Below are 23,997 nucleotides of genomic sequence, written 5' to 3' on the forward strand. Positions count from 1 at the left end.
CCGTCAACTCCGTGATTTCGCAATGGACCGCCTCTATGCGGTCAGCCACGGCAAGGGAGAGTACGCGCCACGCGGCGCTCTTCTGTGTCGGCGCCGGGCAAATGGGATCAAACGATCTACCACCATACGCACCCCCCACCCCGGATGGCAAACCGACCCCCGCTCAGGGGCCCGAAAGTGGCCTCTGTCACCTATCGGGGACCCGCCTGGGGCGAGGGCTCGCGCACCACGGTCTTCTCGTCCCTGCGCTGCAGCTGGGCGTCCTGTCCGGACCCCTCGTGGGCCGAGGACGACGGCTCCGGAGTGGTCGGATCGGGCGTCGGGGTCGGGGTGGGCTTCGGCGGGGCGGGCGTCGCGCTCGTCCGCGTCGGAGTGGGCTTCGGCCGCGTCGGGGTCGGCTTCCCCGGCCTTTCGGGCTTCGGCGGCTTCTTCGAGGCCGTCGCGGAGGAGGACTCCGATGGCTCGGCGGCGCCCTGCCCGGACCCGCCCGCACGGGCCGACCCGCCCTTGCCCTTCTTCTTGCCCTTGCCCCGGCCGCCGCTCTGCGCGCGCTCGTCCCCGGAATCCACGTCGCCGCCCTGGGTCACGGGGCCGCCGTCGGGGGCGGCCGCACCGCCGTGCCGCCCCGCGGAGCGGTCGGGCGCCGGAGCGTTCCCGTCGTCACTGATGCTCATGCAGCCCGCGGTCGCCGCTACGGCCACCGCGACCGCGGCCCAACGGACGGGAACGTACAACTGGCGCACGGCCGAGCACCTCCTGAGGCGCTGAGAATCGAGACGCCCTGCCCAACTCCCGCGGCCCGCAAGAGGACACGGACGGCAACCCCCTGGGGGCGCACCCCGCGCCGCCCCGCACACCAGGCCGGATGCCCTCGCTCACACGTCCCCGGAACTCATCCGCGGCCACGCCCCGCCCGCCCGCGGCACACGGCTCACACGTGACTCACGCCTCCCACACGACCCACGGACCACGGCCCACAGACCACGACCCACGGACCACAGACCACGGCCCACGTCTCACCCGTACCCGAGCGCGTGCAGCCGCTCGTCGTCGATCCCGAAGTGGTGGGCGACCTCGTGCACCACCGTGATCTCCGTCTCGGCGACGACGTCGTCGCGCGACTCGCACATGCGCAGCGTCGGCCCCCGGTAGATCGTGATGCGGTCCGGCAGCACCCCGGCGTACCACTCGCCCCGGTCGGTCAGCGGGGTCCCCTCGTACAGCCCGAGCAGCTCGGGATCCTCGGCCGGTGGCTCGTCCTCGACAAAAACGGCCACGTTGTCCATCAGCCGCGTCAACTCCGGCGGAATCCGGTCGAGAGCCTCGCCGACCAGTTCCTCGAACTCCTCACGCGTCATCTCCAGCACACCCCCATTGTCGGCCACGCCCCTCCTCCCGTCCCGGCATACCCCCCGCTCCGGCATACCGGCCGCCGCAACTGGGCATACGGGACCAATGGCCCGCGACTTCACCGTCGTCCTCCACAGCGTGCGCAGGGCCGGTCGCGCCCTCGCAGGCCACTACAGCGCTCGCCGCACCCACCCCGTCAACGAACTGGTCAGCCCGCCCCACCCGTACGCCCGCGCCCTCGGCCTGATCACCGTCGTCCTGCTCGGCGCCTGGCTCGGCCTCCTCATCGTCGGCAGCGTGCGCGCGCCGGTGGGCCCGATGGACACCCGCATGACCCTGCGCCCGTCCCTCTCCGGCGGCACGAAGATCGACGTCTCCCCGCTCGGCGCCCTGGAGCTCCGCTCCCACACGGCCCCCATCCGCCTGGACGTCGACGTGGACCGCCTGGACCCGGTGCGCTCGCAGGCCCTGGTCGACCACCCCGAGCGGCTCGCGGGACTCCAGGACGAGGTCGCGCGCGATGTGGGCCACGGCACGCTCGACCTCGCCGTGCGCTCCTGCGTCGCCGTCGTCTCCGGCGCGACCGCACTGGGCCTTGCCGTCTACCGCCGCCCGCGCCGCGCCCTGGCCGCGGGCGGCCTCGCGCTCACCCTCCTCGCGGCGTCCGGCACGGCCGCGTACGCCACCTGGAACCCGAAGTCCGTCCTGGAACCGAAGTTCTCCGGCCTGCTCAGCAGCGCCCCCTCCGCCGTCGGCAACGCCCGCAGCATCGTCAGCGAATTCGACGTCTACCAGCAGGAGTTGGCGCGCCTGGTCACCAACGTCACCAAGCTCTACGACGTGACGTCCACGCTCCCCGCGTACCAGCCGGACCCCACCACCATGCGCGTCCTGCACGTCTCCGACATCCATCTGAACCCGGCGAGCTGGAAGATCATTTCTTCCCTGGTCGACCAGTACGACATCGACGTCATCGTCGACTCCGGCGACACCATGGACCACGGCTCCGCCACCGAGAACGGCTTCCTGGACCCGGTCGCGGACCTCGGGGCGCCCTACGTGTGGGTGCGCGGCAACCACGACTCGCACACCACCCAGCGCTATCTGGAGCGCAAGCGCTTCAAGAACGTCCACGTCCTCGACGAGGGCAGGGCCGAGACCGTCGCGGGCCTGCGCCTCGCCGGGATCGGCGACCCGCAGTACACCCCCGACCGCTCGGAGAAGGCCGGGGGCGACTCGGTCGAGCGCATGGCCGGTATCCGTCTCGCGTCCGCCCTGCGCGCCGAACGCGCGGCAGGCACACCGGTCGACGTGGCCGTCGCCCACAACCCGACGGCGGCACGCGAGACGGACGGCGAGGTGCCGCTCGTCCTCGCGGGCCACATCCACCACCAGGAGATGGAGGTCATGGACGGGGGCACGCGGCTGCGCATCGAGGGTTCGACGGGCGGCAGCGGGCTGCGCGCGGTCGACGACAAGTACCCCGACCCCGTCCAGGCGTCGATCCTCTATCTGGACCGCACGACCAAGCGGCTGCAGGCCTGGGACGAGATCAGGCTGGGCGGGCTCGGCCTCACGAAGGCGGAGGTCAGCCGCCATCTCCCCAAGGAGAACCGCCCCGGCGCACCCCTCGCTCCGCCCTCGCCCACCCCCTCCTCCTAAACCGTTTTGGCGATAGCTCCCCGCATCCCATATGCTTCTCACGTCCCCGACGCGCTGCAAAGCGCCCAGGTGGGCCCTTAGCCCTCATCGTCTAGTGGCCCAGGACGCCGCCCTTTCAAGGCGGTAGCACGGGTTCGAATCCCGTTGGGGGCACGCAACACCTTGTGCGAGACTAGTGCTCGCACAACGCTTGGTCCTGTGGAGCAGTTTGGAGTGCTCGCCACCCTGTCAAGGTGGAGGCCGCGGGTTCAAATCCCGTCAGGACCGCTTGCGATTCTCTGAATCGCGTGGCTGGGTAGCTCAGTTGGTACGAGCGATCGCCTGAAAAGCGATAGGTCGCCGGTTCGATCCCGGCCCCAGCCACCTCTTCCAGAAGCCCCGCCTCGGCGGGGCTTCTGCCGTTTCCCGCCCCGGCAGGCCGGAAGGCCCTCTCAGGCCCCGACGGCCACCGCGTGGGCCGGTGCCGAGACGCGGCCCCCCGGATGGCGGTGGCGCCAGACCCAGAACACCGCCGAGGACAGCAGCGCCCACCCGCCGAGCACCAGGAACGGGAACGCGTGCTGGTGCCCGCCGAAGTACACCGCCGTGTGCTGCGCGTTCACCGAAGCCCCCGGCGGCAGCCAGCGCCCGATGTGCCCGAGCACCGAGGGCAGCAGCGGCCACGACACCGCGCCCCCGGACGACGGATTCCCGAGGAGCACCATCAGCCCCCACGTAGGGATCATCGCCCAGCGCCCGAACAGCGTGTTGAACATCGTGAAGACCATCCCCGACGCGAACATCGTCAGCGCCAGGATCAGCCAGGACTCCACGAAGGGCAGGTCCACCGCCCCCAGCCACCAGTCCACGACCGCCGAGATGACGAAGGCGCCGAGCAGCGCGTACAGCGCGGTGAAGCCGATCCGCTCCGCCGGATTCAGCCCGCGCGCGTGCACGCTCAGCTGGATCGCGCCCACGAAGCCGATGATCACGGCCGCCAGCGAGATGTAGAAGATGGCGAGCCCGCGCGGGTCGCCCTCCTGCAGCGGCTTGATGTCCTGCACCGTGACCGGGACGCCGACCTTCTCCCCCACCTTCGGCGCGGTCTCCGCGAGGACCTGGGCGACGGAGGCGCCGGACGCCCCGGAGACGTCCAGCGTCACCTTGTCCCCGCCCCGCGCCACGTCGAGGATCGCGAAGACCTTCTGCTCCTCCACGTCCAGCCGTGCCGCGGCCCGGTTGTCGTAGCGGTGCACCTCCAGGGAGGCGTTCAGCGCCTTCTCCATGCCGTCGAGGAACGCCTTGCCGCGGGCCGAGTCGCCCTTGTCCCGAGCGTCGACCACCGCGGTGGGGATGTGGTGCGGGGTGGGCTTCGCCATGGAGAACGTGTACGAACCGGCGAAGAGCCCGGCGGCGGCCGCCAGGATGAACACCAGCACGATCGCGGGCAGGAAGGGCGACTGCTTGAACGCGTCCCACCGCTCGCTCCGGGTGGGAACGCGTCCGTGCGCGCCGTGCTGGTGCGGCTCCGGCTCATGATCAGGCATACGAATACGCTAAACCATGTATAAGCACACTTCTCAGTCGGTAACGGACGAATGAGATGACGCCGCATCCCGAGCGGACGACGTACTCCGCCCCCGCCGACGCAGTCCTCGCACCCCCAGCACGGCCCCCACCAACACCACGACCCCCACCAGCAGCACCGAATCCGGCACCGCCCGGCCGACGCCGCCCGCCCACTGCTCCACCGCGAACGAGTCGTCCACGCCCAGCAGACCGGGCAGCGCCGTCGTCCCGTCGTACGCGAGGAACAGCGCCCCCAGGGCGATGAAGAAGAGGCCCGAGAGCAGCGACGTCGTGTGCAGTTCGAACCGGCCGAGCCGGAACGTCCGGCCCCGCAGCCACCTGCGCCGCCCCAGGTCGAACCGCTCCCAGAGCAGGGCGAGCACGAAGAGCGGCACGGCCATGCCCAGCGCGTACACGGCGAGCAGCAGCCCTCCGTAGACCGGGCTTCCGCTCACCGCGGCCACCGTCAGCACGCTGCCGAGGATCGGCCCCGCGCAGAACCCGGCGAGCCCGTACACCGCCCCCAGCGCGTACACGGAGAACGCGGTGGTCGGCCTGATCCGGCCCGAGAGCTCCGCCATCTTCCGCGAGGCGAACCCCATGCCGAGGATCTGCAGCACGCCGAGCCCGATGATCAGCCACCCGGCGACGAGCACCAGCTGGTCGCGGTGGCCGAAGAAGAACCGCCCGGCGTAGGACCCGGCCGCGCCGAGCGGCACCAGGGTGGTCGCGAGTCCCGCGTAGAAGATGCCGGTGCGCGCGACCAGGCGCGAGGTGGAGTCGATCGAGTAGGCGAAGAAGGCGGGCAGGAGCAGCGCGCTGCAGGGGCTCACCAGCGCGAGAAGCCCGCCCAGGAAGGCGGCGAAGTACCCCACGTCGGCGGTCACTCGGAGCCTCCCTTGTCCGACGGCTTCGCGCCCTTGCCCGCGGGCTTCGCGCTCTTCGCCGCCGTCTCGATGGCCTGGTGGAAGACCTGGTCGGGCTGGGCGCCCGAGACGGGCCGTCCGTTGATCACGAAGGAGGGCGTGGCGGCGGCCCCGAGGCCGTACGCCTCCTCCTGGTCCTTCTTCACGGCGCTCTTGGCCGCGTCGCTCCCCGCATCGGTGACGAACCGGCCGACGTCCTTGACCCCGGCGTCCCGCGCGAGCTCCTTCAGGCGGCCGTCGCCGAAGCCCTTCTCCTTGGACCCCTCGGCGTACGCGGCCTCGTGGAACTGCCAGAAGCGCCCCTGCCTGCCCGCCGCCCAGGCGGCCCGCGCGGCCCGCTCGGAGTCCTCGCCGAAGATCGGGAAGTTGCGCCATTCGATGCGCAGGGTGCCGTCGTCGACGTACTTCTTCACGAGGCCGGGCTCGGTGTCGCGGGCGAACTTGCCGCAGAAGCCGCACTTGAAGTCGGCGTACTCGATCATCACGACGGGGGCGTCCGCTCGCCCCTGTGCGAGCGGGTCCTTGGCGTCGCGCCGGGCGAGCTTCTCCAGCTCGGGGTAGACACCGGCCTGCGATTCGGTGGAGGGCGCGGCGCCCGCGGCCTCCTCCTTCACGGCGCCGGAGCCGCCGTTGGAGTCGGGCTTGGTCGCCGTGTACGAGGCGACGCCGAGCAGCACCGCGGCGACGACGACACCGGCGCCGATGGCGATGTTGCGGCGCTTCTTGCTCTCGTCGTTGCTCGCGTTCTTGCTCGCGTTCTTGCTCGCGTTCTTGGGCATCAGAGCGATCTCTCTTGTCCTGTTGCGCAGATTGCGCGTTTTGTACGTCGATGAAGGGACCCCTGTGGACAGACAGGGGTCTCCTACACGCGCAGGACGGAGAGATCCATCGGTGACGGCGGGTCGAACGCGGGCGGCGCGCGGCCGGGGGCGGCCGACGGGACGAGCTGGTCGGCGCCCCACGCACCGGTCGCGGCGTGGGCGTCGTACAGCGCGGGCAGCACCTCGTACGAGCTGCCGGAGCGCGCGGGAGTGCCCGGCACGTGGTCCGCGTCCTCGGGGCTGCCCTTGCCGCAGCCGGGCCGACCGGCCGACGCGTCGGCCGGGGCTTCCGCCGACACCTGCGCCGTCACCGCGGCGTCAGGCCCCGGCACGGACGCCGTCGCGGCCGCCGCGGACCCGCCGCACAGCGCCCCGAGCGCCCCGAACACGACGAGCAGCACCGCCACCAAGGGGCACCACGGCGTTCGCGCACGGGACAACATGCCCGGAATCGTACGTGCCGGGGCGCCCCGCCGGAGAAATCGGTTCGCCACTGCCGAGTCGCGGGTGAGATCCTGGACGCCGTATGTCTACGCAGCCCGCCCTTGCCCTCGACGCCCTCGCCCCCCGCCTCTCCGAGCTCTCGCTGCGCGACGAGCACCGGATCGGCCGGCGGCTGGAGGGTGCCCGCCGGATCCGTAAGCCCGAGGCCCGCGCCGCCGTCCTCGCCGAGATCGCGGCGGACGTGGAGAAGGCGTCGGCGCGGATGGCCGAGCGCGGCTCCCGCCTGCCCGCGATCACGTATCCGGAGCAGCTGCCGGTCAGCCAGAAGAAGGACGAGATCGCCGAGGCCATCCGCGACCACCAGGTCGTGATCGTCGCGGGTGAGACGGGCTCGGGCAAGACCACGCAGATCCCCAAGATCTGCATGGAGCTCGGCCGGGGCGTGCGCGGCATGATCGGCCACACGCAGCCCCGCCGCATCGCGGCCCGCACGGTCGCCGAGCGGGTCGCCGACGAGCTGAACACCCCGCTGGGCGAGGCCGTCGGCTGGAAGGTCCGCTTCACCGACCAGGTCGGCGCCGACACGTTCGTGAAGCTGATGACGGACGGCATCCTGCTGGCCGAGATCCAGACGGACCGCGAGCTGCGCGCGTACGACACGATCATCATCGACGAGGCCCACGAGCGTTCGCTCAACATCGACTTCCTGCTCGGCTACCTCGCCCAGCTGCTGCCGAAGCGCCCGGACCTGAAGGTCGTGATCACCTCCGCGACCATCGACCCGGAGCGCTTCTCGCGGCACTTCGGAGAGGCCCCGATCGTCGAGGTCAGCGGGCGCACGTATCCGGTGGAGGTGCGGTATCGCCCGCTCCTCGAAGAGGACTCCGAGGACACCGACCGCGACCAGATCACCGCGATCACGGATGCCGTCGAGGAGCTCCAGGCCGAGGGCAAGGGCGACATCCTCGTCTTCCTCTCCGGGGAGCGCGAGATCCGCGACACGGCGGACGCGCTGAACAAGAAGAACTACCGGTTCACCGAGGTCCTCCCGCTCTACGCCCGGCTGTCGCACGCCGAGCAGCACCGCGTGTTCCAGCAGCACACGGGGAGACGGATCGTCCTCGCGACGAACGTCGCTGAGACCTCCCTGACCGTCCCCGGCATCAAGTACGTGATCGACCCTGGCACGGCCCGCATCTCCCGCTACAGCCACCGCACGAAGGTGCAGCGCCTGCCCATCGAGGCGATCAGCCAGGCCAGCGCCAACCAGCGCAAGGGCCGCTGCGGGCGTACGTCGGACGGCATCTGCATCCGGCTGTACAGCGAGGACGACTTCCTCTCCCGGCCCGAGTTCACTGACGCGGAGATCCTCCGTACGAACCTCGCCTCGGTCATCCTGCAGATGACGGCGGCAGGGCTCGGCGAGATCGAGCGGTTCCCGTTCATCGACCCGCCGGACCACCGCAACATCCGCGACGGCGTCCAGCTCCTCCAGGAACTGGGCGCCCTGGACCCGACGCAGAAGGACCCGAAGAAGCGGCTCACGGAGCAGGGCCGCAAGCTCAGCCAGCTCCCCGTCGACCCGCGCCTGGCCCGGATGGTCCTGGAGGCCGACAAGAACGGCTGCGTGCGCGAGGTCATGGTGATCGCGGCCGCGCTCTCCATCCAGGACCCGCGCGAGCGCCCGTCGGAGAAGCAGGCACAGGCCGACCAGCAGCACGCCCGCTTCAAGGACGAGACGAGCGACTTCCTCGCCTTCCTCAACCTGTGGCGGTACGTCCGCGAGCAGCAGAAGGAGCGCGGCTCGTCGTCCTTCCGGCGGATGTGCAAGGCGGAGTACCTGAACTTCCTGCGGATCCGCGAGTGGCAGGACATCTACACGCAGCTGCGCACGGTCGCCAAGCAGATGGGCATCCATCTGAACGAGGACGACGCGCCCGAGCAGCACGTCCACATCTCGCTCCTGTCCGGCCTGCTCTCCCACATCGGGATGAAGGACGTGAAGGAGTCCAAGGAGAGCAAGGAGAAGGACCCGAAGCAGCGGGGCGGCGGACGGGGCGAGTACCTGGGCGCGCGCAACGCCAAGTTCGCGGTCTTCCCCGGCTCGGCGCTCTTCAAGAAGCCCCCGCGCTTCATCATGTCGGCTGAGCTCGTGGAGACCTCGCGCCTGTGGGCCCGGGTGAACGCCCGCATCGAGCCCGAGTGGGTCGAGCCGCTCGCCCAGCACCTCCTGAAGCGCACGTACAGCGAACCGCACTGGGAGAAGGACCAGGCGGCGGTGATGGCGATAGAGAAGGTGACGCTGTACGGCGTCCCGCTCGTCACCGACCGCAAGGTCAACTACGGCCGCATCGACCCCGAGGTCTCCCGCGACCTGTTCATCCGCAACGCGCTGGTCGAGGGCGACTGGCGCACGCACCACAAGTTCTTCGCCGCCAACCGCCGCCTCCTCACCGAGGTGGAGGAGCTGGAGCACCGCGCGCGGCGCCGCGACATCCTCGTGGACGACGAGACGCTCTTCGACTTCTACGACCAGCGGGTGCCCGCGGACGTCGTCTCCGGCGCGCACTTCGACTCCTGGTGGAAGAAGAAGCAGCGCGAGGAGCCCGAGCTGCTCGACTTCGAGCGCTCGATGCTCATCAACGAGCGCGCGGGCGACGTGTCGAAGGACGACTACCCCGACACGTGGCGCCAGGGGCAGCTCAAGTTCAAGGTGACGTACCAGTTCGAGCCGGGCGCGGACGCGGACGGCGTCACCGTCCACGTCCCGCTCCAGGTCCTGAACCAGGTCACGGCGGACGGCTTCGACTGGCAGATCCCGGGTCTTCGCGAGGAGGTCGTGATCGAGCTGATCCGCTCCCTGCCGAAGCCGGTCCGACGGCACTACGTCCCCGCGCCGAACTACGCGAAGGCGTTCCTGGAGCGTGCCGTGCCCCTCCAGGAGCCGCTGCACGTGACGCTCGCCCGCGAGCTGCAGCGGATGGTCGGCGTCCCCGTCTCGCCGGACGACTTCGACCTCACCCGCGTACCCGACCACCTGAAGATCACCTTCCGGATCACCGACGAGCGGCGCAAGAAGCTCTCCGAGGACAAGGACCTGGAGGCGCTGAAGCTCCAGCTCCGCCCGAAGGCCCGCAAGGCCCTCTCCCAGGCCGCCGCCGCGACCGCCGAGCGCACGGGCGGCTCCGCGGTCGAGCGGGCGGGCCTCACCGACTGGTCCATCGGCACCCTCAGCCGCGTCTTCGAGACGCGTCGCGCGGGCCAGCCCGTGAAGGCGTACCCGGCGCTGGTGGACGACGGCTCCGCAGCGAACACCGCCTCCGTACGCCTCTTCGACACGGAGGCCGAGCAGCAGCAGGCGATGTGGAAGGGCACGCGCCGCCTCATCCTGCGCAACATCCCCGTCAATCCGGCCAAGTTCGCCTCGGACAAGCTGACCAACGCCCAGAAGATCGCCCTGTCCGCCAATCCACACGGCTCCATCCAGGCGCTCTTCGCCGACTGCGCGATGGCGGCGGCGGACAAGCTCATCGGTGACTTCGGCGGCCCCGCCTGGGACGAGGAGTCGTACCGCAAGCTGTACGAGAAGGTGCGCGCCGAGATCGTCGACACGACGGTCCGCACGGTCAGCCAGGTCCAGCAGGTCCTCGCCGCCTGGCAGGCCTGCGAGCGTCGCCTGAAGTCGACGAAGAGCCCGACGCTCCTGGCCAACCTCACGGACGTCCGCGCGCAGTTGGACGCCCTCGTCGGCCCCGGCTTCGTCACGGCCACCGGCATCCGCCGCCTCCCGGACCTGATGCGCTACATGACGGCCGCCGACCGGCGCCTCCAGCAGATGCCGACGAACGTCCAGCGGGACACCTCGCGCATGGAGAAGGTCCACGAGATGCAGGACGAGTACGCCTGGCTCCTGGAGCAGCTCCCGCAGGGCCGCCCCGTCCCCCAGGAGGTCCTGGACATCCGCTGGATGCTGGAGGAGCTCCGGGTCAGCTATTTCGCGCACGCGCTCGGCACGGCGTACCCCGTCTCGGACAAGCGGATCGTGAAGGCGATCGACGCGGCCGCACCGTGATCACCCGGCCACCCTGGGTGAGTTCGACCGCCGGGCCTGCGCTGCTGTAGAGTCCTGTCTCGCAGCGCAACGCAGCAATCAGCGCAGCAAAGCAAGGTCCTGTGGAGCAGTTTGGAGTGCTCGCCACCCTGTCAAGGTGGAGGCCGCGGGTTCAAATCCCGTCAGGACCGCAGTAAAAGAAGGGCCGCATCCGCGAGGGTGCGGCCCTTCTTCATGCCGCCTGCCGCCACCCTGCCGAGGTGGAGGCCGCGCCCGCGGCGCAGCCGCAATCAGACACAGCAAATCCCGTCAGGACCGCAGCAGAAGAAGGGCCACATCTGCGCAGGTGCGGCCCTTCTTCATGCCACCCCGCCGCCACCCTGCCGAGGTGGAGGCCGCGCCCGCGGCGCAGCCGCAATCAGACACAGCAAATCCCGTCAGGACCGCAGTAAAAGAAGGGCCGCATCCACGAGGGTGCGGCCCTTCTTCGTGTGGCAGCGAGCGGGGCCGTATCCGCGCAGGTGCGACCCTTCTTGCGTTGCTGTTCGCGCACCGCCCAAGGCCCCGTGCACACGGCCCGTTGTGGCGGCGGCATCTTGACTGCGTCACATTCCACCGGTACCCCGGACACCAGGGAGCCGCGGGAGGCTCCCCAGGAGGTGACGCATGTCCGCTTCTCCGGCGTCCGCGCGGCACGAGACGCGCGCCTTGCTGCGCGCGCACCTCGCGGCGGCCACCAGGTACCGCCATGTGACCCGGCACTGCCCGATCTGCCACCGGCTGCTGAGGCTCGCCCTGGAGCCCTCTCAGCGGGCCCCCGACGAGCACGAGGCCCCCGAGGCGGTTTTCGTGCGCGAGAGCCCCGCAGCCGCCCGTACCGAGCCGACGGAGTCCGCGGGGCCGCCCGGGGACGAAAGTCCCGCCAACCCATGACCAAAGCCGACGCGCGGGCACCCTCCCCGGTGGGAGGCTGAGACTCGGAGGCCTTCGAATGCCGCCGCGGCCCCTCTAGCGCAGGGGTGTCGTGCGCAACAAGATTCACGACGTGTGACGGGTGTCACCGAACAAGTTTCAGGAACCCCGGAACTTACACCCTCCCTACAACCAGCCAATTTAATATGTGCAATTGCACCACCTCCGGGACGCTCCCCCGGCACCCTTCCCAGGGACCCCCAGAGACCAACAAGGGCGCTCAGATCCCCGCCCACCAGCGCGTCCTCGGCGCACAAAAAAGATCGCGCTGGACCCGGCGGAGTCCAGCGCGATCGAACGACGCACCCAAGTGAGCAAGGCGTGGGCCCCGTTGGGGCAGGACCCTCGTCGTGTGTAGCCATATGTCGGACGTACGGCCAGGTTGGGGGACCCGGCAGCAGTGGTGCTCTTCGCCCGAGTTGTGCGGGTTACTGCTGGTTAAGCGGTACTTCAGGCCTCGCTGCGCTGCTGCGGAATACCCGCGAGCAGTGCGCGGACCTCAGCCTCGCGGTAACGGCGGTGTCCGCCGAGCGTGCGAATCGACGTGAGCTTGCCAGCCTTCGCCCAGCGCGTGACCGTCTTCGGGTCGACGCGGAACATCGTGGCGACCTCAGCCGGGGTCAGCAGCGGCTCGGCATCAGGGGTGCGAGCGGTCATGAGCGGCCTCCTCGGGAGAACCGAACCTTCTCGGTTCATTCCTCTAAATTCTGCACCTTGACCCGCGTTGCCCGAAATGGCGGACGCGAGTCGAGTCGGTTATAGGACGAACGGCTTGTCCTCGGCACTACAACTACACCATCCGTCCAGCCGCGTCGGCCAAACCGATGGAATTGCCCTCCCAGGTGTTCATCACCGACGGAAGCCGATGGACCATGCCATAGCGGACAGTCACGCCACAGTGACGATCAGTCACAGAGCGATCAGGAGTCAACAGACCCCCCATAGAGTGCAATGTCGAGCATTCCGCCCATACTTGGGCGGAAGGAGCCCTCCCCGGACTCCTTGTCCTATTTTGGCACGAGGAGGGGTGATGGGCGCAAGGGTGCAGTTAGTGCGGTCCGTCACGCTTGAGGCAAAGGCCCGGATCGGGACCTACGTCCTGACACCCGGGCGACCAGAGACCTCAGTTCGCGAACTGAAGGTCCCGAACCGCCCGCCATCGCTCCACGAGCCTTGCATACGCCTCGCCGGCCACCTCGCCGTCGCCGATGCGCAGCGCCTCGATCCCCTCGGCGACGTCCGCCGCCGAGTGGTCCTCGTCGAGCTCGTCGGCGGAGACCGCGTGCACGAGCCCGCCGTAGTCGAGCTCGACCAGGGAACGGGGGTGGAACTCCTCGAGCCACCGGCCGACGTCCACGAGCCCCTCGATGATCGGCCCCTCGTCCAGCGCGTCCCGCAGCGCCCGCAGCCCGCGCGCGACCCGGCGCCGGGCCTGCACCATCGGGGTGCGGTAGCGGAGCGCCGGGGACTCGCCCTTCTCGTGGCTGCGCTCCTCGTCGGCGACGAGCACGAACCAGTGCAGCGGCACCTGCCACGTCGACGTGCGGATCCAGGGGCGCGCGTCGGGGTTCCGCGCCAGCCACCGCTCGTAGTCCGCGGCGGTCTGGCGGCGCAGCACCGGGGGGAGCACCGCGTCCAGGACGGGCGCGGGCAGCTGGCCCGCCAGCTCCTCCATGGCCTGCCAGCCGCGCAGCCGGGTCCGCCACGGGCAGACGCACAGCACCCCGTCGACCTCGACCACGAAGGCGTCGCCGCTCTCGTGCACCGGCACGGGCACCGGGGGCGTGGGCACCAGGTCGGCCAGCGAGCGGCGGAGTTCGTCCTGGCAGGAGGGCAGGTCGGGGCGGCGGGCATAGCGCGCCCAGTGGTCGCGCTCCGGCTCGGGGAAGGCGGCCAACGGCTCGTAGACACGCAGGTAGGACGCGTACGGGACCGTCACCGAAGACACCTTGGGCACGGCTCCTCTCTCCCCCGCGGACGCGCCGGAAAACGTGATCCTCGGCACCGGGAGGTCAAGGCCGGTGGACAGCCTCTAGTCTCATGCCCATCGGGCCCCGCCACCCGTACGGGAGCCCGCCCAACCGCCGCACTTGACCGGGAGTCACCACAGTGACCGAAGCAGACAACGGCGTCCTGCACACCCTGTTCCACTCGGACCAGGGAGGCCACGAGCAAGTAGTGCTCTGCCAGGACCGCGCCAGCGGCCTCAAGGCCGTCATCGCCATCCACAGCACCGCCCTGGGCCCCGCCCTCGGCGGCACCCGCTTCTACCCGTACGCGACCGAGGAAGAGGCCGTCGCCGACGTCCTGAACCTGTCGCGCGGGATGTCGTACAAGAACGCCATGGCCGGGCTCGACCACGGCGGCGGCAAAGCCGTGATCATCGGCGACCCGGACCGGATCAAGAGCGAGGAGCTGCTCCTCGCCTTCGGCCGCTGCGTCGCCTCGCTCGGCGGCCGCTACGTGACGGCCTGCGACGTCGGTACGTACGTCGCCGACATGGACGTCGTCGCGCGCGAGTGCCGCTGGACCACCGGACGCTCCCCCGAGAACGGCGGCGCGGGGGACTCCTCGGTGCTCACCGCCTTCGGTGTCTTCCAGGGCATGCGGGCCAGCGCCGAGCACCTGTGGGGCGATGCCTCGCTGCGCGGGCGCAAGGTCGGCGTCGCGGGCGTCGGCAAGGTGGGCCACCACCTGGTCGAGCACCTCCTGGAGGACGGCGCCGAGGTCGTGATCACGGACGTGCGCGAGGAGTCGGTCAACCGGATCGTCCACAAGCACCCGTCGGTGACGGCGATGGCCGACACCGAGGCACTCATCCGTACCGAGGGCCTCGACATCTACGCGCCCTGTGCGCTCGGCGGCGCGCTGAACGACGACTCCGTGCCGGTCCTCACCGCGAAGGTGGTGTGCGGCGCCGCGAACAACCAGCTCGCGCACCCGGGGGTGGAGAAGGACCTCGCCGACCGGTCGATCCTCTACGCGCCGGACTACGTGGTGAACGCGGGCGGGGTGATCCAGGTCGCCGACGAGCTGCACGGCTTCGACTTCGACCGGTGCAAGGCGAAGGCGTCGAAGATCTTCGACACCACCCTTGCCATATTCGCTCGCGCAAAGGAAGACGGCATTCCGCCGGCCGCGGCGGCCGACAGGATCGCCGAACAGCGCATGTCCGACGCGCGCTGAAACAAACCGGAATCTGACGTTCCGGCGTTGTGTGACGCTTTGACAGGGCCCCGTCGACGTACACGAGAGACAAGACTCACCCCCGTCGGCGGGTCGCCCGCCAAGAAGAGGTTAAAATCGCAGTTGACCAGCGAGGACGGGGCTCCTCGAGGGTTGTGCGCCGAGGCGCGTCCTGCGGGCGACGTACCGTATGGCCGCAGGAGCAGGTACCGTGGAAGCCCTACGGACCGGTCTCTCCGAGGAGAGCCCGTTCCCGATCATGAACGCGTGTCAAGACTCTGGGGCCACCGAGCCCCATATCCGAGGGGGTCGAGCCATGGGGCGCGGCCGGGCAAAGGCCAAGCAGACGAAGGTCGCCCGCCAGCTGAAGTACAGCAGCGGCGGGACTGACCTGTCGCGTCTGGCCAATGAGCTGGGCGCTTCGACTTCGCAACAGCCGCCGAATGGCGAGCCGTTCGAGGACGACGACGAGGAAGAAGACGACCCGTACGCCCAGTACGCGGATCTGTATAACGACGACGAGGACGAGGACTCCGACGAGTCCGGTCCGTCGTCTCAGCGCCGCGGCGCTTGACCTCGTTGTATATGCAGCATTTGTTGCCTACGCAGTATTCGCAGTTCTCATAGCAACTGCACTTCACCCGGTCCGGGGTGGTCACCACACCGGACCGGGTTTTGTGCTGCCCCGAGGACGGCTGCACCGGCCTACTTGGCGTAGTCGCCGATCATGGCGGCGCCCGTCGGGTGCTCGCCGCGGTCCGTGATCTCGCCCGCGACCCAGGCGTCAAGGCCGCGGTCCGCGAGGGTGGTGAGCGCCGCGTCCGCCGACTCCTCGGGGACGATCGCGATCATTCCGACGCCCATGTTCAGCGTCTTCTCCAGCTCCAGGCGCTCGACCTGGCCGACCTGGCCGACCACGTCGAAGACCGCGCCGGGGGCCCAGGTGCCGCGGTCCACGATCGCGTGCAGGCCGTCCGGGATCACCCGGGCGAGGTTGGCCGCGAGGCCACCCCCGGTGACGTGGCTGAAGGCGTGGACGTCCGTGGTGCGGGTGAGCGCCAGGCAGTCCAGGGAGTAGATCTTGGTGGGCTCCAAGAGCTCCTCGCCGAGCGTGCGGCCGAACTCCTCGACCTGACGGTCCAGGGCCCAGCCCGCGCGGTCGAAGACCACGTGCCGGACGAGCGAGTACCCGTTCGAGTGAAGACCCGAGGACGCCATGGCGATGACCGCGTCCCCCTTACGGATGCGATCCGAGCCCAGGAGGCGGTCGGCCTCGACCGCTCCCGTACCGGCGCCCGCGACGTCGAAGTCGTCCGGACCGAGCAGCCCCGGGTGCTCCGCGGTCTCGCCGCCGACGAGCGAGCAGCCCGCGAGGACACAGCCCTCGGCGATGCCCTTCACGATGGCGGCGACGCGCTCGGGGTGGACCTTGCCGACGCAGATGTAGTCGGTCATGAAGAGCGGCTCGGCGCCGCACACGACGATGTCGTCCATGACCATCGCGACGAGGTCGTGGCCGATGGTGTCGTAGACGCCCATCTGCCGGGCGATGTCGACCTTCGTGCCGACGCCGTCGGTCGCGGAGGCGAGCAGCGGGCGCTCGAAGCGCTTGAGCGCCGAGGCGTCGAAGAGCCCGGCGAAACCACCGAGGCCGCCGAGGCCCGCGACCTCGGGGCGCTGGGTCTTCTTGACCCACTCCTTCATGAGCTCGACGGCGCGGTCGCCCGCTTCGATGTCTACGCCTGCGGCCGCGTAGCTGGCACCGGTGGTCTCGGACATGAGTGGTGAGAACTTTCGTGTCGTTACTACGGTGGCTTACGGGCGACGGATCGCGTCGGCCGCTGCCGTGGCGGCAGGGCCTGCCGCCAGCTCCGTCTCCAGAAGCTGCTTGCCGAGCAGCTCGGGGTCGGGCAGGTCCATCGGGTACACGCCGTCGAAGCAGGCGCGGCAGAGGTTCGGCTTGTCGATGGTCGTGGCCTCGATCATGCCGTCGATGGAGATGTACGAGAGGGAGTCGGCGCCCATCGAGGTTGCGATCTCGTCGATCGTCATGCCGTTGGCGATGAGCTCGGCGCGGGTCGCGAAGTCGATGCCGAAGAAGCAGGGCCACTTCACGGGCGGCGAGGAGATCCGGATGTGGATCTCGGCCGCTCCGGCCTCGCGGAGCATCTTGACCAGGGCGCGCTGGGTGTTGCCGCGGACGATCGAGTCGTCGACGACGACCAGACGCTTGCCCTTGATGACTTCCTTGAGCGGGTTCAGCTTGAGACGGATGCCGAGCTGGCGGATCGTCTGCGAGGGCTGGATGAAGGTCCGGCCGACGTAGGCGTTCTTGACCAGTCCGGCGCCGAAGGGGATGCCGGAGGCTTCCGCGTAACCGATCGCGGCGGGCGTTCCTGACTCCGGCGTCGCTATGACGAGGTCGGCGTCGACCGGAGCTTCCTTGGCGAGTTTCCTGCCCATCTCGACACGCGAGAGGTAGACGTTCCGCCCGGCGATGTCCGTGTCGGGGCGCGCCAGGTAGACGTACTCGAAGACACAGCCCTTGGGCTTCGCTTCCGCGAATCGGGACGTTCGCAGTCCGTTCTCGTCGACCGCGATGAACTCGCCGGGCTCGACCTCGCGGACGAAGCTGGCGCCGCAGATGTCGAGCGCCGCGGACTCCGAGGCGACGACCCAGCCACGCTCCAGGCGGCCGAGGACCAGCGGGCGGATGCCCTGCGGGTCGCGGGCCGCGTACAGCGTGTGCTCGTTCATGAAGACGAGGGAGAAGGCGCCCTGCACGTCCGGGAGGACCTTGGTGGCCGCTTCCTCGATCGTCAGCGGCTTGCCGTCGTCGTCCACCTGGCCCGCGAGGAGAGCCGTCACCAGGTCGGTGTCGTTGGTCGCCGCGACCTGGGTCGCGCGGCCGTTCTCCTTGGGCAGGGCGGCGACCAGCTCGGCGAGCTGGGCCGTGTTGACGAGGTTGCCGTTGTGCCCGAGCGCGATGGAGCCGTGCGCGGTGGCACGGAACGTCGGCTGGGCGTTCTCCCATACGGAGGCCCCGGTGGTCGAGTAGCGGGCGTGACCGACCGCGATATGACCCTGGAGCGAGCTGAGAGAGGTTTCGTCGAAGACCTGGGAAACGAGGCCCATGTCCTTGAAGACGAGGATCTGGGAGCCGTTGCTGACCGCGATTCCCGCGGATTCCTGGCCCCGATGCTGGAGGGCATAGAGCCCGAAGTACGTGAGCTTTGCGACCTCTTCGCCCGGAGCCCAGACACCGAAGACGCCACAAGCGTCCTGGGGGCCTTTCTCGCCGGGGAGCAGATCGTGATTGAGTCGACCGTCACCACGTGGCACGGCATCGAGTGTAGGCGAGATCGACCACTGGTCCGAATTGGGGATACGGACCCCGTACGGAGCGTAGTCGTGGCCCCGGTGCGCGCGTGGAGTACGAAGCCCTTGTGAACAGGTGCGCGGGAGCGTTGACAGGGGCGGGCGGGGGCCGTGAAGCTCCTGGCCCATGCCCCTGCAGCCCCTAGGCGACCGGACGGTCGCCCTTGTGGAGCGCCGCCACGTCGACCTGGTCCGTGTCGCGAGCGCCATCTGTCGCAGCGCTGCCTGAACTCACTCTCCGTCGACTCACTTCTTCCGATTCCGGGTCGCGCCGCCTGCCGCGCCGCGCCCGTTCAGGAGCGCAGCCATGCCCACACCCCCGTACGAAAAGTCTGCCTTGTCCCGACGTGCCTTCGGAGGCGCGGTGGGAGCCGGTGCCGCCGCCGCGGTGGGCGTCCCCGCCGCCGCCGAGGCCGGGGAGCGGCCCTTCCGCGCGGCTCCGCGCCGGAGCGGACGGCGGCCGAACATCCTCTTCATCCTCGGCGACGACCTCGGCTGGGCCGACCTCTCGTCCTACGGATCGCCGCACATCAAGACCCCGAACCTGGACCGCCTGGCCCGCCAGGGCGTGCGCTTCACCGACGCCTACTCCGGGTCCGCGACCTGCTCGCCGACCCGCTTCAGCCTCTACACGGGGCGCTTCCCGGGGCGTACGAAGGGCGGGCTCGCGGAGCCGATAGCGGACAGGTCCGTGGGCCTCGACCCGACGCATCCCACGCTGGCGTCGCTGCTGAAGGGCGCCGGATACGCGACCGCGCTCATCGGCAAGTGGCACTGCGGCTACCTGCCGGACCACTCACCCACCAAGTCGGGCTGGGACGAGTTCTTCGGGAACTTCGGCGGGGCCCTGGAGTACTACTCGAAGCTGGGGCTGGCCGGGGAGTACGACCTCTTCGAGGGCGACGCCGAGTACAAGGACCTGCGCTACTACACGCGGATCCTGACCGAGCGGGCGAGCGAGTACGTGGGGCGGGACCACGGGGACAAGCCGTGGCTGCTCAACCTGAACTTCACCACCCCGCACTGGCCCTGGATAGCGGACGGGGACGAGGAGCAGAGCGCCGAGATCGTACGCAGGGTCAAGGCGGGCGAGAAGGGTGCGCTCCAGCACCGGGACGGCGGCTCCGTCGAGAAGTACAAGGAGATGGTCGAGGACCTGGACCGGTCCGTCGGGGAGGTGCTGCGCGCGCTGAAGAAGTCCGGGCAGGAACGGGACACCCTGGTGTTCTTCGCGTCCGACAACGGCGGCGAGCGCTTCTCGTACAACTGGCCGCTGTCCGGCAACAAGGGCTCGCTGCAGGAGGGCGGCATCCGCGTGCCGACCATCGTGCGGTGGCCCGCCCGGCTCGACGGCGGGCAGGTCAGCGACGAGCCCGTCTACACGCCCGACTGGACGGCGACCCTCCTGGAGGTCGCCGGGGCCCGCCCGGACCCGGCGCACCCCCTGGACGGCACGAGCCTGGCCCCCTACCTGCTGCGCGGCGAGCGGATCGCCGAGCGTGAGCTGTTCTGGCGGGTGCGCGGGGAGCGTGCGCTGCGGCGCGGGGACTGGAAGTACTACCGGGGCAAGGACGGCAAGGACCACCTGTACGACATCGCGGAGGACCGGCGCGAACAGGCGGACCGCGCGGCGGCGGAACCGCGTCTCCTCGCGGAGCTGCGGCAGGCGTGGGAGCGGACGGACGAGGAACTGCTGCCCTATCCCAAGCCCTAGCCCTAGCCCTAGCCCTAGCCCTAGCCCTAGCCCTGGCCCTTGCCCTAGCCCTAGCCCTGGCCCTAGCCCTGGCCCTAGCCCTAGCCGTGGCCTTTGGGCTCTGGCCTCAGCCCTTGCCCTTGCTCTTCGCGGCGTTCGCGTTGATCACGGTGCCGTCGTCCGCGGTGAGCTTCAGCGTGTCCTGCCGCACCTCGTAACGCGCCTTGCCGCCGAAGAGCTTGAGCAGCTTGCGCTCGGTGGTCATCGCGTCGCCCGGGCACATCTTCCGGGTGGTCGCGGGCGCGCCGAAGGTGATCCGGCCGTCCTTCGCCTCGGCCTTGGCGGTGACGTCGTTGCAGCCGAGGTTGCCGCGGACCTTGCCGTCGTCGCCGAAGGTCAGATGGACCTTGCCCGACACCGCCTTGGGCAGGGTCGCGGCCGTCTTGCCGTCGCCGATGCCGTTCACCGTCCACTTGGTGCCGGTGAGCGGGGCGTCGGGCTCGGCGGGCTGCGAGGTGAAGTCCACGCGGTCTCCCTTGGCCGTGGTGAGGGTCATGCGGTCGCCGTCCACCTTGGCGGTGAACTTGCCCGCGCCGAGGGCGCGCGTGAAGTTCTCCTCGAACTTCATGCGGCCGCTGCCCTCGCAGGCCATCCTCGTCGTCTGCGTCTTGCCGAAGTCCACGGTGTCGCCCTTGATCGACACGGTCGTACCTGCCTGGTTGCAGCCGTAGCTGCCGCCGGCCCGCCCGTCCTTGCCGATCTTGAGGTAGGCGCCCTCCGGGGCGGCGTGCTTCTTGCCGCCCACGGTGAGGCTCTCGACGTTCCACCGGACACCGGTGAGAGCCTGCTCGCTCGCCACGGAACGCCCGCCGGAGCCGCCGTCGGAGTCGCCTTCGGAACCGGCTCCCGACTCGGTGCCGCATGCCGTGAGCAGCAGCCCCGCGGAGGCCAGCGCGGTCAGGGTGAGGGTCAGTCGCTGCGTGTGCATGGCAATGTGACGGGACAAGTGGGGGTCCCGGTTCCATCACGCCATGATCGGCAGCAGCTCCGACAGGTCCGCCCGCTCGCCGCTGGCGCTGACCTGCGCCGCGTCGACTGCCGCCGCCCACCGCTTCCGACCGGTCGCGAGGCGGATCCAGGTGAGCGGGTCGGTCTCGACGACGTTGGGCGGGGTGCCGCGGGTGTGCCGGGGGCCTTCGACGCACTGCACGACGGCGTACGGCGGGATCCGCACCTCCGTCGACGCGCCCGGCGCCTTCACGGCGAGGGCGTCCGCGAGCAGCCGGGCGCAGGCGGCCAGGGCCTGGCGGTCGTACGGGATGTCCAGGCCCGGCACCGCGTCGTTCAAGTCGTCGGTGTGGACGGTCAGTTCGACGGTACGGGTGACCAGGAAGTCCCCGAGGGTCATGGCCCCGAAGCGCGACGGCACCAGGCGTTCGTCGGACGCGGCTGCCAGGGATTCCTCGATGCCGGTGAGCGTGCGGGTGAACAGCTCGTCGAGGTCCGCGCCCGCCGCCTCCGCGAGGGCGCGGGTGTCCTCGTCGACCTGCGCGGCCGCCGTGACCGTGGCGAACGGCCAGTCCATGAGCGGCACTTCGTGCTTCTCCGGTTCCGGCAGGCCGAGGTAGCGGTGGACGGTGCCGAGGACCATCGCCAGGTGCGCCGCCAGTTCGCGCACGGTCCAGTCGCCGAGCCGGGTCGGGCGGGCGAGCTGCTCGGGCGTGAGGGTGCGCACCGCCTCGCGTACGTTGCCGAACTGGGCGAGGACGGCGGTGCGGGTCTTGGCGGAGTCGTACGAGCGCGTGCGCTTCTTGGCCGGTGGCATGGTGCCGAGCCTAAGCGTTTGCGGGGTACCCCTGAAGTCCCTTTTCCACCAGGTCGAAGGCGCGCTCGGCGAGGGCCGCGCAGTCGTCGGCCATCTCCTCCACGGTGTCGCCCGCGACGAGCCTGCGGTGGTTCTCCAGGATCACCGCCCCCCGCGCGGCGACGAGTTGGTGGGCGGCGACCCCGGCGAGTAGCCGGTCCCCCGTCTCCTCGGCGAGCACCTCGGCGAGGAGCTCGACGCTGCGCATCTGGAAGGTCAGCATCCGGCGCGCGAGGGCGGGGGTGTCGCTGATGAGCTGCCGCATCTGGAGCAGCCGGTGGTCGCCGGAGAGGCCGATCGAGGGGTCGCGCTCGGCGACCTTGACGAGGAACTGGCGGCGGAGCGCGTCGACCGCGCTCTCGCCGGGCTCGCGCTCGCGCACCGCGTCGGCGGCATCGGAGACGTGCTCCTCCATCGGGCCGAGGAGGACGTCCTCCTTGGTGCCGAAGTAGTTGAAGACGGTCATCTTCGAGACGTCAGCGGCGGCCGCGATCTCCGCGACGGAGACCTTGTCGTAGCCACGCTCCAGGAACAGGTCGAGCGCACTGCGCCAGATCCGCATCGCGGTCTGCCGCTTCTTGCGCTCGCGCAGCCCCAGTGGTTGCTCAGCCACGTCTGCTTCAGCCCCAGCCATGACCGCACTGTACCAGGCTAAAATATTGACTCAGTACACTTTCTTCCGTCGGTGTCCGCGCCGACCGTGAACTTCTCGCCGTTCGCGGGCACCCCGACGCCGCGCCAGCTGAACGGGACGCCCCTGGCCGTGTCCAGGTCGGGCCCGTCCATCAGCTGGAAGTGCACGTGCGGCTCGGTGGAGTTGCCGGAGTTCCCGCAGCCGCCGAGCCGCTGGCCTGCGAGGACCTTGTCCCCCGCCCGCACGGCGAGCGACCCCTGCTGGACGTGCGCGTACATGGCATACGTCCCCTCGCCGAGGTCGAGGATGACGTGATTGCCGACGATCCGGCGGGTGCCGCCGAGCGTCCGGCCGACGCCCTCGATCAGCCAGAAGTACAGCACCCCGGCGAGGGAGCTGCGGCTGAGGTGATCGCGCTGGCCGTCCTCGGCGTGCACGACGGTCGCGTCGGCCACCGCGTTAAGCGACGCCCCGAAGGCGGGGTAGGCCGCTCCGCGCCGGGCGACGGGCCAGAACCAGACGGGCTTCGGGCGGGCGGGCCCTTCTTCCGGCTCGGCCGTGATGTCGATGGCGTACGTCTGCCCCAGGTAGTGCGTGCCGTGGCTCGGCACCTTGTCGGCGGGGCTGTTGAGCGCGGACCAGCGGCCGGTGACCGGGGGCTCGACCTCGACCGGCGCCGGGGGCTCCGCCGCGATCTGCTGACGTGCGGAGCGGGACAGCGACGTACTGATGGCGATCGCGGCGATCGCGGGCAGCCAGCTCAGCCAGTAGTTGTAGGGCAGGTCCGCGAAGAGCCTGACGACGAACTGGGCGAAGAACACCATCCACAGCACCCGATGGGCCACCGCGGCGGACTTGCGCAGACCTCTGGACATAACTCCCCCTCGTACGGAAATGCGTGTCGGAATCCCGGTCAGGTCACCGGTCGCGCGGCCGTGAGCACCACGAGCAGCGGCACCACCCGTCCGGCAGGCACCTCGTAGCGCCCGCGCTCCGCGCTGTGCAGCCAGCCCGCGCCGGTCAGTTGGCGCAGGTGGTGGTAGATCTGGCCGGTCGTGCCGACGTCGTCGAGCGCAGCCAGCTCCGCGGCCGTGCGCAGGCCGCCGAGGATCTCCCGCAGCAGCCGCAGCCGCACGGGATTGCCGAGCGCGGCGAACGACTCGGCCGTCTCCGACCAGTCGCCCTCGAAGACCGTCTCGGTCAGCAGGCCGTACTGCCACTCGTACCGATGTCCCGTCGGCACCCGCACTGCCCCGGTGAACAGGACGGCGCCGTCCGCGTCGTCCGTCACCGGATGCCGCGCCTTCAGCGCGTCGAGGGCCCAGAAATCGCCCTCTCCCACGGCGGGCGCGGGCGGCCCCGCGCTCTCCAGCTCCGCCATGCGCCGTTCGAGCTCGGCGACGCGCTCTTCCAGATCCATGGTCGCAAGATTACGTAATTACGTAAAAACGTGCAAGCCTGCTGCTGC

22 protein-coding genes and 4 tRNA genes are annotated in these 23,997 nt (G+C 70.1%); 11 read left to right on the top strand and 15 right to left on the bottom strand.

Translation table 11 applies throughout. From position 1 onward, the window contains the following. Positions 1–191 precede the first annotated feature (191 nt). Complete coding sequence (locus AC068B_RS34410; RefSeq protein ID WP_478675454.1) at positions 192–674, bottom strand: hypothetical protein; 483 nt, start codon at positions 672–674, stop codon at positions 192–194. 342 nt (positions 675–1,016) lie between these two features. Next, positions 1,017–1,367, bottom strand: coding sequence for a metallopeptidase family protein (locus tag AC068B_RS34415; protein WP_356268143.1), 351 nt, complete (start codon positions 1,365–1,367; stop codon positions 1,017–1,019). 88 nt (positions 1,368–1,455) lie between these two features. Between AC068B_RS34415 and AC068B_RS34420 the strand changes: the two genes are divergently transcribed. From AC068B_RS34420 to AC068B_RS34435, 4 genes are all read left to right on the top strand, one after another. Next, positions 1,456–3,012 carry a metallophosphoesterase family protein gene (locus AC068B_RS34420; protein ID WP_478675455.1) on the top strand — a complete coding sequence of 519 codons (1,557 nt, stop codon included), beginning with the start codon at positions 1,456–1,458 and terminating at the stop codon, positions 3,010–3,012. Between the two features lie 80 nt (positions 3,013–3,092). Next, positions 3,093–3,165, top strand: a tRNA-Glu gene (locus AC068B_RS34425). A 39-nt stretch (positions 3,166–3,204) separates the two neighbouring features. Then, a tRNA-Asp gene (locus AC068B_RS34430) sits at positions 3,205–3,279 on the top strand. 22 nt (positions 3,280–3,301) lie between these two features. Beyond that, positions 3,302–3,375, top strand: a tRNA-Phe gene (locus tag AC068B_RS34435). Positions 3,376–3,443: 68 nt separating this feature from the next. Here the strand turns inward: AC068B_RS34435 and AC068B_RS34440 are convergent. The 4 genes from AC068B_RS34440 to AC068B_RS34455 all read right to left on the bottom strand — a co-directional run bounded on the left by AC068B_RS34440 (position 3,444) and on the right by AC068B_RS34455 (position 6,750). Continuing rightward, the gene (locus tag AC068B_RS34440; RefSeq protein WP_478675456.1) at positions 3,444–4,538 is read right to left on the bottom strand and encodes an ABC-2 transporter permease; all 1,095 of its coding nucleotides are present in this window, start codon (positions 4,536–4,538) and stop codon (positions 3,444–3,446) included. Between the two features lie 33 nt (positions 4,539–4,571). Then, entirely contained in the window at positions 4,572–5,447 is an 876-nt protein-coding gene (locus AC068B_RS34445; protein ID WP_478675457.1) for a cytochrome c biogenesis CcdA family protein, read from the bottom strand. After that, positions 5,444–6,265 (bottom strand): DsbA family protein, encoded by an 822-nt coding sequence (locus AC068B_RS34450; RefSeq protein ID WP_478675458.1) that lies wholly within the window; start codon positions 6,263–6,265, stop codon positions 5,444–5,446. The genes AC068B_RS34445 and AC068B_RS34450 overlap by 4 nt, the downstream gene beginning before the upstream one ends. An 83-nt stretch (positions 6,266–6,348) precedes the next feature. Beyond that, positions 6,349–6,750, bottom strand: coding sequence for a hypothetical protein (locus tag AC068B_RS34455; protein WP_478675459.1), 402 nt, complete (start codon positions 6,748–6,750; stop codon positions 6,349–6,351). Between the two features lie 83 nt (positions 6,751–6,833). On the opposite strand from AC068B_RS34455, the gene hrpA reads away from it, so the two are divergent. The 3 genes from hrpA to AC068B_RS34470 all read left to right on the top strand — a co-directional run bounded on the left by hrpA (position 6,834) and on the right by AC068B_RS34470 (position 11,735). Then, complete coding sequence (hrpA, locus tag AC068B_RS34460; RefSeq protein ID WP_478675460.1) at positions 6,834–10,823, top strand: ATP-dependent RNA helicase HrpA; 3,990 nt, start codon at positions 6,834–6,836, stop codon at positions 10,821–10,823. Positions 10,824–10,918: 95 nt separating this feature from the next. Further along, a tRNA-Asp gene (locus tag AC068B_RS34465) sits at positions 10,919–10,993 on the top strand. A 475-nt stretch (positions 10,994–11,468) separates the two neighbouring features. Continuing rightward, positions 11,469–11,735, top strand: a complete 267-nt coding sequence (locus AC068B_RS34470; RefSeq protein ID WP_478675461.1) for a DUF6274 family protein — start codon at positions 11,469–11,471, stop codon at positions 11,733–11,735. A 489-nt stretch (positions 11,736–12,224) separates the two neighbouring features. Here the strand turns inward: AC068B_RS34470 and bldC are convergent, their stop codons facing one another. Then, entirely contained in the window at positions 12,225–12,431 is a 207-nt protein-coding gene (gene bldC, locus AC068B_RS34475; RefSeq protein WP_003949541.1) for a developmental transcriptional regulator BldC, read from the bottom strand. A 466-nt stretch (positions 12,432–12,897) separates the two neighbouring features. Further along, a complete protein-coding gene (locus AC068B_RS34480; protein WP_478675462.1) occupies positions 12,898–13,731 on the bottom strand; it encodes a DUF8083 family protein in 834 nt (277 codons plus the stop codon). A gap of 152 nt (positions 13,732–13,883) precedes the next feature. Here AC068B_RS34480 and AC068B_RS34485 point away from each other — a divergent pair, with 152 nt between their 5' ends. Together AC068B_RS34485 and AC068B_RS34490 are read left to right on the top strand one after the other, a co-directional pair. Further along, entirely contained in the window at positions 13,884–14,960 is a 1,077-nt protein-coding gene (locus tag AC068B_RS34485; RefSeq protein WP_478675463.1) for a Leu/Phe/Val dehydrogenase, read from the top strand. Positions 14,961–15,276: 316 nt separating this feature from the next. After that, positions 15,277–15,534: a DUF3073 domain-containing protein gene (locus AC068B_RS34490; RefSeq protein WP_356261562.1), complete on the top strand. Its 258-nt coding sequence runs from the start codon at positions 15,277–15,279 to the stop codon at positions 15,532–15,534. A 131-nt stretch (positions 15,535–15,665) separates the two neighbouring features. Here AC068B_RS34490 and purM read toward each other — a convergent pair whose 3' ends face one another. Both purM and purF read right to left on the bottom strand, forming a co-directional pair. After that, positions 15,666–16,739: a phosphoribosylformylglycinamidine cyclo-ligase gene (gene purM / locus AC068B_RS34495; RefSeq protein ID WP_478675464.1), complete on the bottom strand. Its 1,074-nt coding sequence runs from the start codon at positions 16,737–16,739 to the stop codon at positions 15,666–15,668. 36 nt (positions 16,740–16,775) lie between these two features. Then, positions 16,776–18,302, bottom strand: coding sequence for an amidophosphoribosyltransferase (purF, locus tag AC068B_RS34500; protein WP_478675465.1), 1,527 nt, complete (start codon positions 18,300–18,302; stop codon positions 16,776–16,778). Positions 18,303–18,465: 163 nt separating this feature from the next. Between purF and AC068B_RS34505 the strand changes: the two genes are divergently transcribed. Beyond that, positions 18,466–18,567 carry a putative leader peptide gene (locus tag AC068B_RS34505; protein ID WP_468565424.1) on the top strand — a complete coding sequence of 34 codons (102 nt, stop codon included), beginning with the start codon at positions 18,466–18,468 and terminating at the stop codon, positions 18,565–18,567. 78 nt (positions 18,568–18,645) lie between these two features. After that, the gene (locus AC068B_RS34510) at positions 18,646–20,052 is read left to right on the top strand and encodes a sulfatase family protein (protein ID WP_478675466.1); all 1,407 of its coding nucleotides are present in this window, start codon (positions 18,646–18,648) and stop codon (positions 20,050–20,052) included. A gap of 106 nt (positions 20,053–20,158) precedes the next feature. Here AC068B_RS34510 and AC068B_RS34515 read toward each other — a convergent pair whose 3' ends face one another. The 5 genes from AC068B_RS34515 to AC068B_RS34535 are packed head-to-tail and all read right to left on the bottom strand — an operon-like array spanning position 20,159 to position 23,949. Continuing rightward, the gene (locus AC068B_RS34515; protein WP_478675467.1) at positions 20,159–21,019 is read right to left on the bottom strand and encodes an META domain-containing protein; all 861 of its coding nucleotides are present in this window, start codon (positions 21,017–21,019) and stop codon (positions 20,159–20,161) included. Positions 21,020–21,055: 36 nt separating this feature from the next. Further along, on the bottom strand, positions 21,056–21,856 hold the full coding sequence (locus tag AC068B_RS34520; RefSeq protein WP_478675468.1) for a maleylpyruvate isomerase family mycothiol-dependent enzyme: 801 nt from the start codon (positions 21,854–21,856) through the stop codon (positions 21,056–21,058). Between the two features lie 10 nt (positions 21,857–21,866). Continuing rightward, the gene (locus AC068B_RS34525; protein WP_478675469.1) at positions 21,867–22,529 is read right to left on the bottom strand and encodes a TetR/AcrR family transcriptional regulator; all 663 of its coding nucleotides are present in this window, start codon (positions 22,527–22,529) and stop codon (positions 21,867–21,869) included. Between the two features lie 17 nt (positions 22,530–22,546). Next, positions 22,547–23,404, bottom strand: a complete 858-nt coding sequence (locus AC068B_RS34530; RefSeq protein WP_478675470.1) for a peptidoglycan DD-metalloendopeptidase family protein — start codon at positions 23,402–23,404, stop codon at positions 22,547–22,549. Positions 23,405–23,442: 38 nt separating this feature from the next. Beyond that, positions 23,443–23,949 carry an ArsR/SmtB family transcription factor gene (locus AC068B_RS34535; protein WP_478675471.1) on the bottom strand — a complete coding sequence of 169 codons (507 nt, stop codon included), beginning with the start codon at positions 23,947–23,949 and terminating at the stop codon, positions 23,443–23,445. Positions 23,950–23,997: the final 48 nt, after the last annotated feature.

This window comes from Streptomyces sp. NPDC042371, from assembly GCF_056437465.1.

Excerpts from the sequence above, each read along its gene's own strand:
- hrpA (WP_478675460.1), top strand. The coding sequence starts at position 6,834 with ATGTCTACGCAGCCCGCCCTTGCCCTCGACGCCCTCGCCCCCCGCCTC.
- AC068B_RS34420 (WP_478675455.1), top strand. The coding sequence starts at position 1,456 with ATGGCCCGCGACTTCACCGTCGTCCTCCACAGCGTGCGCAGGGCCGGT.
- AC068B_RS34535 (WP_478675471.1), bottom strand. The coding sequence starts at position 23,949 with ATGGATCTGGAAGAGCGCGTCGCCGAGCTCGAACGGCGCATGGCGGAG.
- AC068B_RS34440 (WP_478675456.1), bottom strand. The coding sequence starts at position 4,538 with ATGCCTGATCATGAGCCGGAGCCGCACCAGCACGGCGCGCACGGACGC.
- AC068B_RS34490 (WP_356261562.1), top strand. The coding sequence starts at position 15,277 with ATGGGGCGCGGCCGGGCAAAGGCCAAGCAGACGAAGGTCGCCCGCCAG.
- AC068B_RS34525 (WP_478675469.1), bottom strand. The coding sequence starts at position 22,529 with ATGGCTGGGGCTGAAGCAGACGTGGCTGAGCAACCACTGGGGCTGCGC.
- purM (WP_478675464.1), bottom strand. The coding sequence starts at position 16,739 with ATGTCCGAGACCACCGGTGCCAGCTACGCGGCCGCAGGCGTAGACATC.
- AC068B_RS34450 (WP_478675458.1), bottom strand. The coding sequence starts at position 6,265 with ATGCCCAAGAACGCGAGCAAGAACGCGAGCAAGAACGCGAGCAACGAC.
- bldC (WP_003949541.1), bottom strand. The coding sequence starts at position 12,431 with ATGACCGCTCGCACCCCTGATGCCGAGCCGCTGCTGACCCCGGCTGAG.
- AC068B_RS34515 (WP_478675467.1), bottom strand. The coding sequence starts at position 21,019 with ATGCACACGCAGCGACTGACCCTCACCCTGACCGCGCTGGCCTCCGCG.
- AC068B_RS34470 (WP_478675461.1), top strand. The coding sequence starts at position 11,469 with ATGTCCGCTTCTCCGGCGTCCGCGCGGCACGAGACGCGCGCCTTGCTG.
- AC068B_RS34510 (WP_478675466.1), top strand. The coding sequence starts at position 18,646 with ATGCCCACACCCCCGTACGAAAAGTCTGCCTTGTCCCGACGTGCCTTC.
- AC068B_RS34455 (WP_478675459.1), bottom strand. The coding sequence starts at position 6,750 with ATGTTGTCCCGTGCGCGAACGCCGTGGTGCCCCTTGGTGGCGGTGCTG.
- AC068B_RS34505 (WP_468565424.1), top strand. The coding sequence starts at position 18,466 with ATGCCCCTGCAGCCCCTAGGCGACCGGACGGTCGCCCTTGTGGAGCGC.
- AC068B_RS34530 (WP_478675470.1), bottom strand. The coding sequence starts at position 23,404 with ATGTCCAGAGGTCTGCGCAAGTCCGCCGCGGTGGCCCATCGGGTGCTG.
- AC068B_RS34410 (WP_478675454.1), bottom strand. The coding sequence starts at position 674 with ATGAGCATCAGTGACGACGGGAACGCTCCGGCGCCCGACCGCTCCGCG.
- AC068B_RS34520 (WP_478675468.1), bottom strand. The coding sequence starts at position 21,856 with ATGCCACCGGCCAAGAAGCGCACGCGCTCGTACGACTCCGCCAAGACC.